This is a genomic window from Martelella mediterranea, assembly GCF_021021415.1.
Classification (GTDB): Bacteria; Pseudomonadota; Alphaproteobacteria; order Rhizobiales; family Rhizobiaceae; genus Martelella; species Martelella mediterranea_C.
The window spans coordinates 300,976-314,373 of the sequence record NZ_JAINWJ010000001.1; the positions used below are offsets into that span (position 1 = coordinate 300,976).

The 13,398-nt window shown below is 62.0% G+C and carries 9 protein-coding genes; 5 read left to right on the forward strand and 4 right to left on the reverse strand.

The window, feature by feature from the left end; all coding sequences use genetic code 11:
* Positions 1–8: 8 nt before the first annotated feature.
* On the reverse strand, positions 9–3,779 hold the full coding sequence (gene metH / locus K7H91_RS01385; protein WP_230718388.1) for a methionine synthase: 3,771 nt from the start codon (positions 3,777–3,779) through the stop codon (positions 9–11).
* A 262-nt stretch (positions 3,780–4,041) separates the two neighbouring features.
* Between metH and K7H91_RS01390 the strand changes: the two genes are divergently transcribed.
* The 3 genes from K7H91_RS01390 (at position 4,042) to K7H91_RS01400 (ending at position 7,426) form a co-directional block, all read left to right on the forward strand.
* Complete coding sequence (locus K7H91_RS01390) at positions 4,042–5,298, forward strand: AGE family epimerase/isomerase (RefSeq protein ID WP_230718389.1); 1,257 nt, start codon at positions 4,042–4,044, stop codon at positions 5,296–5,298.
* Positions 5,299–5,397: 99 nt separating this feature from the next.
* Positions 5,398–6,324: an N-acetyl-gamma-glutamyl-phosphate reductase gene (gene argC / locus K7H91_RS01395; RefSeq protein ID WP_230718390.1), complete on the forward strand. Its 927-nt coding sequence runs from the start codon at positions 5,398–5,400 to the stop codon at positions 6,322–6,324.
* 268 nt (positions 6,325–6,592) lie between these two features.
* Positions 6,593–7,426 (forward strand): DODA-type extradiol aromatic ring-opening family dioxygenase, encoded by an 834-nt coding sequence (locus tag K7H91_RS01400; protein ID WP_230718391.1) that lies wholly within the window; start codon positions 6,593–6,595, stop codon positions 7,424–7,426.
* Positions 7,427–7,489: 63 nt separating this feature from the next.
* Here K7H91_RS01400 and K7H91_RS01405 read toward each other — a convergent pair whose 3' ends face one another.
* The gene (locus K7H91_RS01405; RefSeq protein ID WP_419197424.1) at positions 7,490–8,578 is read right to left on the reverse strand and encodes a COX15/CtaA family protein; all 1,089 of its coding nucleotides are present in this window, start codon (positions 8,576–8,578) and stop codon (positions 7,490–7,492) included.
* Between the two features lie 104 nt (positions 8,579–8,682).
* Here K7H91_RS01405 and K7H91_RS01410 point away from each other — a divergent pair, with 104 nt between their 5' ends.
* Together K7H91_RS01410 and K7H91_RS01415 are read left to right on the forward strand one after the other, a co-directional pair.
* Entirely contained in the window at positions 8,683–8,898 is a 216-nt protein-coding gene (locus tag K7H91_RS01410; RefSeq protein WP_230718393.1) for a DUF2842 domain-containing protein, read from the forward strand.
* A gap of 94 nt (positions 8,899–8,992) precedes the next feature.
* On the forward strand, positions 8,993–9,283 hold the full coding sequence (locus tag K7H91_RS01415; protein ID WP_230718394.1) for a helix-turn-helix transcriptional regulator: 291 nt from the start codon (positions 8,993–8,995) through the stop codon (positions 9,281–9,283).
* 308 nt (positions 9,284–9,591) lie between these two features.
* On the opposite strand, the gene K7H91_RS01420 is transcribed toward K7H91_RS01415, so the two are convergent.
* Both K7H91_RS01420 and K7H91_RS01425 read right to left on the reverse strand, forming a co-directional pair.
* Positions 9,592–10,794: an acetate/propionate family kinase gene (locus tag K7H91_RS01420; protein ID WP_230718395.1), complete on the reverse strand. Its 1,203-nt coding sequence runs from the start codon at positions 10,792–10,794 to the stop codon at positions 9,592–9,594.
* A gap of 72 nt (positions 10,795–10,866) precedes the next feature.
* On the reverse strand, positions 10,867–13,266 hold the full coding sequence (locus K7H91_RS01425; RefSeq protein ID WP_230718396.1) for a phosphoketolase: 2,400 nt from the start codon (positions 13,264–13,266) through the stop codon (positions 10,867–10,869).
* Positions 13,267–13,398: the final 132 nt, after the last annotated feature.

A 13,398-nucleotide genomic window follows, 5' to 3' on the forward strand; every position in this document is an offset into this window, starting at 1 on the left:
GCCGCCGGTCAGGCGGCGTCATCCACCGGCTTTGCGTCCGCCGGGATGTAGTTGAGGATCGGGGAGAGCCAGCGTTCAGTCTCCTCGATGCTCATGCCCTTGCGCCTGGCGTAGTCCTCCACCTGGTCGCGCTCGACCTTGGCGACGCCGAAATAATAGCTGTCGGGGTGGCCGATATAGATGCCGGAGACCGAGGAGCCGGGCCACATCGCGTAGCTTTCCGTCAGCTCCACGCCGGTCGCATCGGTCGCATCGAGAAGATTGAACAGTGTCTTCTTCTCGGTATGGTCCGGCTGGGCCGGGTAGCCGGGTGCCGGGCGGATGCCGCCATAGGCTTCGCCGACCAGCTCCGCATTGGAAAACGCCTCGTCCGGCGCATAGCCCCAGTATTCGCGGCGCACCTGTTCATGCATGCGTTCGGCGAAGGCTTCGGCGAAGCGGTCGGCGAGCGCCTTGACCATGATCGAGGAATAATCGTCATTGGCGCGCTCGAAGCGCTCGGCGATCGCGATTTCCTCGAAACCGGCCGTGACAACGAAGCCGCCGACATAGTCCTTTTTGCCGCTGTCTTCCGGTGCGACGAAATCGGACATCGCAACATTCGGACGGTCGCCGCGCTTGGAAAGCTGTTGACGGAGCGTGAAGAAAGTGGCGAACTCTTCCCGGCGGTCGTCATCCTTGTAAAGCCGGATGTCGTCGCCGACCGCATTGGCCGGCCAGAAGCCGATCACGGCGCGCGGGCGGAACCACTTCTCGTCCACGATCTTCTTCAGCATCGCCTGCGCATCGTCAAACAGCTGACGCGCGGTTTCGCCCTGCTTCTCGTCCTTCAGGATATCCGGGTAACGCCCCCTCAGCTCCCAGGTCTGGAAGAACGGCGTCCAGTCGATATAGCGCGCCAGCGTTTCGAGGTCGTAATCCTCGAACGTCTTCGTGCCCAGGAAGGACGGGCGCGTCGGCTCATAGGCGTTCCAGTCGATCTTCACCGCATTGGCGCGGGCCGCCGGCAGCGGCAGGCGGTTCTTGGCGGCCTCGGCCTTGCGGTGGGCATCGGCGACCTTGGCATATTCGGCGCGGATATTGCCGATATAGGTGTCGCGCATCTCCGGCGTCAGCAGCGAGGAGACCACGCCGACGGCGCGGCTGGCGTCGGTCACATAAATCGCCTGGCCCTTTTCATAGGCCGGATGGATCTTCACCGCCGTATGCACCCGGCTGGTGGTCGCCCCACCGATCAGCAGCGGAATGTCAAAGCCCTGCCGCTCCATTTCGGCGGCGACATGCACCATCTCGTCGAGCGAGGGCGTGATCAGGCCGGACAGCCCGATGATATCGGCCTTGTGCTCCTTCGCGGCGGCGAGGATCTTTTCCGACGGCACCATCACGCCAAGATCGATGATCTCGTAATTGTTGCAGGCGAGCACGACGCCAACGATGTTTTTGCCGATATCGTGGACATCGCCCTTGACGGTCGCCATGATCACCTTGCCGGCGGCCTGGCCCTCCTCACCGCCATTGAGCCGCTTTTCCTCCTCCATATAGGGCAGCAGCACGGCCACGCCCTGCTTCATCACCCGGGCGGATTTCACCACCTGCGGCAGGAACATCTTGCCCGCGCCGAACAGGTCGCCAACGACATTCATGCCGGCCATCAGCGGCCCTTCGATGACGTGCAGCGGACGTTCGGCGACTTGGCGGGCCTCCTCGACATCGCCTTCGATATATTCGGTGATGCCGTTTACCAGCGCATGCTCCAGCCGCTTTTCGACCGGCCATTCACGCCAGGCGAGATCCTGCTTGCGCTCCTCGGTCTTGCCCGTGCCGCGAAAGCGCTCGGCGATATCCAGCAGCCGCTCGGTCGCATCCGAGCGGCGGTTCATCACCACGTCCTCGCAGGCCTCACGCAGCTCCGGATCGATGCTCTCATAGACGATCAGCTGACCGGCATTGACGATGCCCATGTCCATGCCCGCCTGAATGGCGTGGTAGAGGAACACGGCATGCATGGCCTGCCGCACCGGCTCATTGCCGCGGAAGGAGAAGGAGAGGTTCGAGACCCCGCCGGAAATATGCGCGCCCGGCAGCGTCTCGCGGATCGTTTTGGTCGCCTGCAAAAAGTCGACGCCGTAATTGTCGTGCTCCTCGATGCCGGTGGCGACGGCAAAGATATTCGGATCGAAAACAATGTCTTCCGGCGGAAAGCCGACCTTTTCCGTGAGGATGTTATAAGCCCGCGTGCAAATCTCCACCTTGCGCTCATAGGTGTCGGCCTGGCCCTGCTCGTCGAACGCCATCACCACGGTTGCCGCGCCATAGTCGCGGATAAGCTGCGCGCGCTCGATGAATTGTTCCTCGCCTTCCTTCAGCGAGATCGAGTTCACCAGTGACTTGCCCTGCGCGCATTTCAGCCCGGCCTCGATGATCTCCCATTTGGAAGAGTCGATCATCAGCGGCACGCGGGCGATATCCGGTTCGGCGGCGATCAGGTTGAGATACTCGACCATCGCCTTCTGCGAGTCGATCAGACCCTCATCCATGTTGATGTCGATGATCTGCGCGCCGGCCTCCACCTGATCGCGCGCCACGTCGAGGGCCGCGGCATAATCGGCATTGGTGATCAGCTTGCGGAACTTGGCGGAGCCGGTGACATTGGTGCGCTCGCCGACATTGACGAAGGGAATGTCCTTGGTCAGCGTGAACGGTTCGAGGCCCGACAGCGACATGACGGGGCGATGCTCCGGTACTTCACGCGGCGCGAACGCGGCCACCGTGTCGCGGATTTTCTCGATATGCTCCGGCGTAGAGCCGCAGCAGCCGCCGATGACGTTGACAAGCCCCTGCTCCGCAAACGGCCGGATCAGCGCGGCCATCTCGTCGGGATCCTGATCATACTGGCCGAATTCGTTCGGCAGGCCCGCATTGGGATAGGCGCAGATGAAGGTATCGGCGACGCCGGAGAGTTCCTGCAGATGCGGCAGCATCGCATCCGCGCCCAGCGCACAGTTGAGACCGATCGTGAAAGCGTCGGCATGCGACAGTGAATTCCAGAACGCCGTCGGCGTCTGGCCGGACAGCGTGCGGCCGGAAAGATCGGTGATCGTGCCGGAAATCATCAGCGGCAGTTCGATGCCCTTTTCGCGGAAGGCCTGGCGCGCGGCGAACACCGCGGCCTTGGCATTGAGCGTATCGAAGATCGTCTCGATCAGGATCAGATCAGATCCGCCATCGATGAGCCCGTTGATCTGCTCGCGATAGGCATCCCGCAATTGGTCAAATGAAACAGCGCGGTAGCCGGGGTTATTGACGTCCGGCGAGATCGAGGCCGTGCGGTTGGTGGGGCCGACGGCGCCGGCCACGAAACGGCGGCGGCCATCTTCCTTCTCAGCCCGAATCGCGGCGCGGCGGGCAACCCGCGCGCCATCCCGGTTGAGATCGTAGACAATGTTCTCCATCTGGTAGTCGGCCTGCGCGATCCGCGTACCGGAAAACGTGTTGGTCTCGATAATGTCCGCGCCGGCCATGGCATAGGCGAAGTGGATATCCTCCACCGCCTTGGGCTGCGACAGGATCAGCAGGTCGTTATTGCCCTTCTGGTGGCAGGCGCAGCCGATGAAGCGGTCGCCGCGGAAATGGTCCTCGTCGAAGCCGAGCCCCTGGATCTGCGTGCCCATGGCGCCGTCGAGAACCAGAATGCGCTCGCGCGCGGCCTTTTCCAGCGCGGCGCGGATTTCCTTGCCGTCGCGCTTCGGCGCTTCTTCCCCGAACAGGTCGTCAAACATCACTCATCTCCAGAATTTGAAGCCGCGAGATCACATAAAGATATCTTTATGTCAATATATAGCGACTGATTTCAAGCCTTTCAGCGCGCGCCGCAGCTGTCACCTATGTGCTTCATTGTTTGCGCATGATCAAGGACGATGCAAATCAGAATTGTGATGATGGCCTGAGCGCGATATACCTTAATCGATCGACCCACGCCGCATTTTCCGGCGCGTCCGCATAGCATGGCCGGCTCCGGCCGCACAAATTGGAGGATTTGCCATGAAGCCGAAGATCAATACGCTGGTCGCCCCGCCGCGCTGGATCAAGAGGCCCTATCACCGCGAATGGCTGATGCAGCAGGCAAACAACCTCTTCGATTACTTCCAGTATCGTTCGATCAATCCGAAGGGCGGCTTCTACGAATTCGACAAACACGGCAAGCCGACCGGCGGCGATAACCCGGTGCGCGGCATCCACACGACAACGCGCATGGTCCACTGCATGGCGATCGGCCATCTTCTCGGCCGGCCCGGCTGCGACGACCTGATGGACCACGGCATGAATTATCTGTGGGAGCATCACCGCGACAAGCAGCATGGCGGCTATTTCTGGCAGGTCGACAATGACGGCCCGTGCGGAGAACCCACCAAGCAGGCCTATGGCCATGCCTTCGTGCTGCTGGCCGCCTCCTCCGCCAAGTTCGCCGGCCATCCGCTGGCCGACGCCATGATCGCGGACGTGACCGAGGTGATCAACACCCGCTTCTGGGAAGACAAGCATGGCGCGGTCGCCGAGGAGTTCGAGACCGACTGGACGCCGGTGCCCGGCTATCGCGGCCAGAACTGCAACATGCACATGACCGAAGCGCTGATGGAAGCCTATGAGGTGACCGGCGATGTCGAATACCTCACCAAGGCCAAGCGCATCGCCGAGCTGATCATCAAGAAGCACGCGACGGCGTGCGAATATCGCGTGGCCGAACACTTCACCGAAGACTGGAAGGTTGATTACAACTATTCCGGCAACGAGATGTTCCGCCCCTCCGGCACCACGCCCGGCCACTGGCTGGAATGGACCCGGCTTCTGCTCCAGCTCTACACGCTCACGGGCCGCTCGCATGAGTGGATGCCGAAGGCGGCGCGCGAACTGTTCGTCTCGGCCTTCAAGTTCGGCTGGGACTTCGAAAAGCGCGGCATCTTCTACACGCTCGACTGGAACAACCAGCCGAAGAACCGGGCGAAGCTCTGGTGGCCGCATGCCGAAGGCATCGGCGCCACCCACTTCCTCACCGCCCATTTCGGCGAGGACATGCATATGTATGCCTATCGCAAGCAGTGGAGCTTCATCGCCAACCACCTGCTCGATCATGAAAACGGCGGCTGGCATGAGGAATTGTCTGAGGATCTGGTGCCGCAGGCCACGCTGTTTCCCGGCAAGAGCGATATCTATCACGCCCTTCAGGCCTGCCTCATTCCGCTCTACCCGGCCGTCGGCAGCCTCCCGGAGATGATCTTCCGGGATGTCAAGCAGCCCTGACGCCGCCATCCAAACTGCATGATTAGGGGACAGAATGATTGCGGGTCTGCCCGGCCCGCTCTATATAACGCTGCATAATCCCCATCTAAGGACGAAACAATGGCAGCAAAAATCTTCATCGACGGCGAACACGGAACCACGGGGCTGCAGATCCGCAGCCGCATGGAAAGCCGCCGCGATGTCGAGATGCTGTCGATCCCGCATGAGGAGCGGCGCAATGCCGCCATGCGCGAGGATATGCTGAACAGCGCCGATATCGCGATCCTGTGCCTGCCGGATGACGCCTCTCGGGAGGCCGTCGCCATGCTTGCCGGCAACAACAAGGTCCGCGTCATCGACACCTCCACCGCCTACCGCACCGATCCCGACTGGGCCTATGGCTTCGCCGAGATGGACAAGGCCCAGGCCGGACGCATCCGCTCTGCCCGCCATGTGGCGAACCCCGGCTGCTATCCGACCGGCGCGATCGGCCTGATCCGGCCGCTCAGGACCGCCGGCATTCTGCCCGACAGCTACCCGGTCACGATCAACGCGGTCTCAGGCTATACCGGCGGCGGCAAGAACATGATCGCCCAGATGGAGGATGCGACCCGCGAGGACCATATCGACGCACCGTATTTCCTCTACGGTCTCAACCTCAAACACAAGCACCTGCCGGAGATGACGACCCACGGCCTGCTTGCCCGCGCGCCGATCTTCTCGCCCTCCGTCGGGCGTTTCGCGCAGGGCATGCTGGTGCAGGTGCCGCTCTATCTGGAAGACCTCGAAGGCGACCAGACGGCGGAGAGCATCCACGCGACGCTTGCCGAATACTATGCCGGCCAGGACATCGTGCAGGTCGTACCGCTCGACAAGAGCGGCGCGCTTGCCCGCGTCAACGCCGAGGAGCTTGCCGGCCAGGACATCATGAAGCTTTATGTCTTCGGCGGCGGCAGCCACATCAATCTGGTGGCCCAGCTCGACAATCTCGGCAAGGGCGCTTCCGGTGCTGCCGTGCAGAACATGGATCTGATGCTCTCGGCGTGAGGATGCGGAGCCGCTCAGGTTCGGCGGCAGATGCAGGAGCATTATGCCTTTCCACATCTCAGGAACTCTCAGCCATAATCTCCCCCCTTGAGGGGGAGATTATGGCTGAGAGGCCTCAGCAAAAAACAACGTTCTCAAAAGGCTGAACCGTCGTAACAAGCCGAAACAACTCCCCCATATCGTGAACGCTCCGTCGACCGGTTGAGCCATCGTCGCCGGGCCTGCGCCTCGCTATATTGCATCCAAGCAATCAGCGAGGTTTCCGGTCATGTCAGAAAAAACGCGCCTTCCCGTCCTGTTCATCCCCCATGGGGGAGGCCCGTGGCCGTTCATGCACGGCACCGAGGGCCGGCTTCCCGATGATGATCCGTGGAAGGAATTGGAGATTTTCCTGAAGGGGCTGGATGCCGCGATCGGCCGCCGCCCGAAAGCGGTGCTGGTGGTTTCCGCGCATTGGGAAAAGGTCGACAAGCTTACGGTCTCGACGGCCGCCAAGCCGCCGATGCTGTTCGATTATTACGGCTTCCCGCCCCACACCTATCAGCTCGACTACCCGGCCCCCGGCGCGCCATTCGTTGCCGAGCATGTCCGCGACGCGCTGCGCGAGGCCGGCATCGAGACAGCGGCAGATTCGGAGCGCGGCTTCGACCACGGCGTGTTCATCCCGTTCATGATGATCTATCCGCATGCCGATGTGCCGATCATCATGATATCGCTCGATCCGGACCTTTCCGCCGAAACGCACTTCCGCATTGGCCAGGCGCTGGAAAGGCTGCGGGACGAGGATATCCTGATCGTCGGCTCGGGGCTTTCCTACCACAACATGCGCATGTTCCGCCGCCGGGATGCCGATCATGAGCAGGCCGCCGCCCGTTTTGACAACTGGCTGACGGAGGCGGTGGCGATCGAGAACCCGGTGGCGCGCGCCGAAAGGCTTGCCGCGTGGAAAGACAACCCGGACGCCCAGGCCGCCCACGTGCCCGACCACGACCATCTGGTGCCGGTGTTTGCCGCGGCGGGCGCGGCCGGCCCGGACGCCGGCGAACGCATCTTTCGCGGCGAATATCTCGGCAAGCCCTATTCCGCCTACCGCTTCGGCTGACGAGCCGTTCTTGTTTTGCATCGGGTTATCGAAAAACCGGACTCCACTTTTTCGCCCGATGCCCTACGCCAATTCGAAGCGCGGCGCGCGATAGCCGCGCAGATGGGCGGTGGCGGTGATCAGCACGATGATCGCCATCGCCTGATGCGTCAGCGCGATCGGCAGCGGCATCATCGTCACCAGCGTGATGATGCCGATCACGGCCTGGATCAGCACGGCGGCCAACAGGATCAGCGCGCCCCGGGCATGCTGGGAAAGTTCCAGATCAAGCCCGCGCGCCACGGCGCTGCGCCATTCGATGACGAAATGCGCGAGCGCCAGAAGCAGCAGGATATAGCCGCCGCAGCGATGGGCGAACTGCACCGTCTTCGGGTTCTCGAAGAAATTGATCCATGCCGGCTGCTGCAACAGCAGGCCGCCCGGCACCACCGCGCCATCCATCAGCGGCCATGTGTTGTAGGAAAGGCCGGCATCAAGCCCGGCCACCAGAGCGCCAAGATAGAGCTGCACGAAGGTGGCGACCAGCAGGAGCGCGGCAAGCCAGTGCGCACCGCCGACATGCTCATGCTTGCGCGGGGTCAGACCGCGACCAATATAGACGCATGAGGCGATGATCAGGCAGGCCATGATCAGATGCACCGCGAGACGGTACTGGCTGACATCGGTGCGCTCCGAAAGGCCGGACGACACCATCCACCAGCCGATGAAACCCTGAAGCGCGCCAAGCGCCAGAACGCCGACCAGCGGCAGCCCCAGCCCCTTGGGCAGACGGCCGGTGATCCAGAACAGGAACAGCGGCACGGCGAAGATCAGCCCCACCGCGCGCGCCAGCAGCCGGTGCGCCCATTCCCACCAGAACAGGTTCTGGAACTCGGCGAGCGACATGCCCTTGTTCACGAGCTGATACTCCGGGATGCGCTTGTAGAGCTCGAATTCCTCCTGCCACTGGGCCAGGTTAAGCGGCGGGATGACGCCATGCAGCGGCTTCCACTCCGTGATCGACAGCCCGGAATGGGTGAGCCGGGTCGCGCCGCCGACGATCACCAGACAGAACAGCACCAGCACCACGAAATACAGCCACCCCCGCACCATGGCGGCATTGAACCGGAGTTCCTCCGCGCTCCACGTGATGTCTTTACCAAACGCCATCATTCCTGCTCCGCTCGCTTTGCCATTTGCGCCGATCTGGCATACGCAGTTCACACCTGCCGCTCAACGGCATAATCTCGAACACCCATCAGGAGGGCATCGCCGCCGTGCCAGTCAGATTGCGCAAATTCATCGGGACGATCGCAATCGTCACCCTCGTCATCGTCTATGCACTGACAGCCACCATGCTGGCAACAGTCGTGCTCGACGGCCGCTCCGCCGTCGCCGCCCTGATCTATTTCGTCCTCACCGGACTTCTGTGGATCATCCCGGCGATGTTCATCATCAAATGGATGGCTGGCCCGCCGGCAAACCGCAAATGAATGCCGCGATAATTATTGCGGATTGCGCGGAACCGCCGAAGATTTGGCACATTGGACATGGTAAGAGAAGATTTGAACTTCACGGAAGGCTTCGATGACGACACCGCACCAAATCCGCGCCGCCCGCGCGCTCCTCGGCCTCTCGCACGATCAGGCCGCCGCCATGACCGGCATTGACCGCGACCTTTTGTTGCAGGCGGAAGACGACGCGGCCGAGCGCGATCTCGCCATCGCCGACGCGCTTGAAAAGGCATTCGTGAAGCAGGGCGTGGTCTTCATCGAGGATGGCGAGGGCGGCTTCGGCCCCGGCGTCCGTCTGAAACAGCAGATCGGCAAGTGCGGCAGTATTCGGCCGGAGAATTTGAATTCGGCCAACGACGGGTGACAGCGCACTGGCAACAGGGTTCAAGCCCTGTCGCCACATAACCTCCCAGCGGGCGGCTTCTGACGTCATCAAGGGGAAGGCGTTTGCCAGCGGCCTCGGCGTGTAGACGAGCCTGTCCCCAAGTTCCGCGTCATCCTCGGGCTTGACCCGAGGATCCAGGAAACACGACGGGCGCTTGCCAAAGAATCTTTTTGATCAATGCCTTAAGCCGCCTGGATGCTCGGATCAAGTCCGAGCATGACCCGTGTGGGAAGGCCGATGGAGGCAACAAGCTGTGCGTCTCCGGCTATGTCGACACACGGCAGCAATCACGCCGCCGCGTCGCCATGCTCCCCTTCCCCGATCACCTTCGCGGTCTGCTTGGCCAGAACCACTTCCTCGTCGGTCGGGATGATCCGCACCTCGATTCGGCTTTCCGGCGCTGAGATGATGGCGGCGTTCGCGGCGTTGGCCTCCTCATCGAGCGTCACCCCGATCCAGGCCAGCCGGTCGCAGATCATCTTGCGCATGACCGCGGAATTCTCGCCGATGCCGGCGGTGAACACCAGTGCGTCCATGCCCTCCATGCTTGCCGCCATCGACGCGATTTCGCGGGTTGCGGAAAACACATAGAGCGCAATCGCCTGGGCGGCGTGCGGATCATCGCTTGCAAGCAGATCGCGCAGGTCCGGCGAGATGCCGGAAACGCCAAGCAGGCCGGAATCGTAATAGAGCATGTGTTTCAGATCGGCCGGCGAAAGCCCCTCGGTCTCGATCAGCGCCAGCACCAGGCCGGGGTCCACCGTGCCGGAGCGCGTGCCCATCATCAGCCCGCCAAGCGGCGTCATGCCCATCGTGGTATCAACCGCCTTGCCGTTGCGCATGGCGCACAGGCTGGAGCCGTTTCCGAGATGCGCCACCACGCTGCGCTTGCGCGCCAGATAATCCGAAATCTGGTGAATACGCTCCGCGATATAGGTGTAGGACAACCCGTGAAAGCCGAAGCGCCGATAGCCCTTGTCGCCATAGCGGCGCGGGATCGGATAACGCGCCGCGCGCTCATCGATATTGACGTGAAAGGCCGTGTCGAAACAGGCCACCTGCGGGAGGTCGGGCCTGATCTTCCTGAACAGCTTGACCGAGGCAAGATTGGCCGGCTGGTGCAGCGGGCCCATCGGCACCAGCGTCTCAAGATAGTCGAGCACGGCATCGTCCAGCAGCACCGGCGCCGAAAACCGCTCGCCGCCATGCAGCACGCGATGGCCGACGGCGCGCAGCGGGTTGTTGACGGTATAGGGCACGATGATCTCGAAGATACGCCCGAGCATGTCCTCGCGCATATTCTCCTCCAGCACCAGGTCGAGATCGGCGATTTCCTTGCCGCTCGCCTCCTTGACCGTCAGATGCGGCGTGGCGTTGAGCCCGTCGAACTGGCCGCGCAGGATCAGCGTAAACTGCTCGCCATGCACTTCGTAAAGACGGAATTTCAGGCTGGAGGAACCGGCGTTCAGCGCCAGAATGCTGCCGTTCATATTGACTTTCCATAATGTGCCGCACACCGCCGCCTGTTTAGACGGCGGCATGGGTGTTGTCTGGTCCCCGGATCAGCCCCTGGGATAGGGCCATTTCCAGTCAGCGATCTCCGGCATGTCCTCGCCGTGCTCACGCACATAATCGTGATGCTTGGCGCGCATGTCGTTCAGGTAGTTGATCGCCGCGGCACCCCGTTCGCCGAACCCGCCGGCCCGCTCGATCGCATCGATGGCCAGATGGTAGCGGTCGAGGCGATTGAGGACAACCATGTCGAAGGGCGTCGTCGTGGTCCCCTCTTCCACATAACCGCGCACATGGATGTTGTTGTGGTTGTGGCGGCGATAGGCCAGACGATGGATCAGCCACGGGTAGCCGTGATAGGCGAAGATCACCGGCTTGTTCTCGGTGAAGATCGCGTCGAAATCGACATCGCGCAACCCGTGCGGATGCTCTTCCTTCGGCTGCAGCGCCATCAGGTCGACGACGTTGACCACCTTGACCTTCATTTCCGGCAGCTTCTGGCGCAACAGGTCGACGGCGGCCATCATTTCCAGCGTCGGCACGTCGCCGGCCGCGGCCATCACCACGTCGGGCTCCTCGCCGTCGGGTACGTTGCTGGCCCAGCGCCATTCGCCAAGGCCGGCCTCGCAATGCACGATCGCTTCCTCGATCGACAGCCATTGCGGGCTCGGCTGCTTGCCCGCGACCACCACATTGACGCGGTTATAGGTGCGCAGAATATGGTCGCCGACCCACAGCAGCGTGTTGGCATCCGGCGGGAAATAGGTGCGCACCACATCCGCCTTCTTGTTGACGACATGGTCGACGAAGCCCGGATCCTGATGGCTGAAGCCATTGTGGTCCTGCCGCCAGACATGCGAGGTCAGGAGATAGTTCAGCGACGAGATTGGCTTGCGCCATTCCATCGTCCGCGTGGTCTTCAGCCATTTGGCGTGCTGGTTGAACATCGAATCGATGATGTGGATGAACGCCTCGTAGCACGAGAACAGGCCATGACGCCCGGTCAGCAAATAGCCTTCCAGCCAGCCCTGGCACAGATGCTCGCTCAGCACCTCCATGACCCGCCCATCGCGGGCGATGCCCTCGTCATATTCGAGGATGTCGGCCATCCACACGCGGTCGGTCGTGGTGAACACGTCCTGAAGCCGGTTCGAAGCGGTCTCGTCAGGCCCCATCAGGCGGAAATTGCGCTCGTCCTTGTTGAGCTTCATCACCTCGGCGAGCAGCATTCCGAGATGCTTGGTGGCCGAGGCCATTACCTCGCCCGGCTGTTTCACATCGACGGCGAGCGCCCGGAAATCGGGCATGTTCAGTTCCTTGCGCAACAGGCCGCCATTGGTGTGCGGATTGGCGCTCATCCGGCGATTGCCAGCGGGCGCGAGCGCCTTCAGTTCCGGCACGAGCCTGCCGTTTTCGTCAAACAGCGTCTCCGGCGCATAACCGCGCATCCATTCTTCCAGTTCCGCGCGGTGCTCACCGTTCTTGCGAGCCTCGGCGATCGGCACCTGGTGGGCGCGCCAGAAATTCTCGACCTTCTTGTTGTCGACGAATTTCGGCCCGGTCCAGCCCTTGGGACTGCGCAGAATGATCATCGGCCAGCGCGGCATTTCGTAGACCGTGCCGTCGGCCCGCGCCGTTTCCTGGATTTCGCGGATGCGGGCGTAGCAATCCTCCATCACCTCGGCCATGCGCTGATGCATGTATTCCGGATCGTCGCCCTCGACATAGAAGGGCTCGTAGCCATAGCCGGTGAAAAGATCGGTCAGGTCCGACTTCTTCATACGGGCAAGCACGGTCGGATTGGCGATCTTGTAGCCGTTCAGGTGCAGGATCGGCAGCACCGCGCCGTCCACGATCGGGTTCAGGAACTTGTTCGAATGCCACGAGGCGGCAAGCGGACCGGTCTCGGCCTCGCCATCGCCGACGACGCAGGCGACGATCAGGTTCGGATTGTCGAAGGCCGCGCCGAAGGCATGGACCAGCGCATAACCGAGTTCGCCGCCCTCGTGGATCGATCCGGGCGTTTCCGGCGCAACGTGGCTCGGAATGCCGCCGGGGAACGAGAACTGCTTGAACAGTTTCTGCATGCCCTCCTCGTCCTCGGTGATCTCGGGGTAGACCTCGGTATAGGTCCCATCGAGATAGGCATTGGCGACAAGGCCGGGCCCGCCGTGGCCGGGGCCGCAAATGTAGATCATGTCCGCATCGTGCTTCTTGATGATGCGGTTGAGATGGACATAGAGAAAGTTGAGACCGGGCGTCGTGCCCCAGTGACCGAGCAGGCGCGGCTTGACGTGTTCGGGCGCAAGCGGCGCTTTCAGCAGGGGATTGTCCATCAGATAAATCTGACCGACCGACAGGTAGTTGGCCGCCTGCCAGTATCTGTTCATCAGATCGAGCTCGTCCTGCCCGAGAATATTTCGAGTGGCATCAGGCGTTATCTGTTCCATGTCGATTTCCCCTTTCAAGTGGAAGGTCATTCTGAACCGCTATCGGTATCCCGCAACCCCGCCGCCCGCGACATGATATAAGTCAAGTTTTTCTCGCACTGCGGCAAAGCTTTTTAAATCGGATAGCCCTTC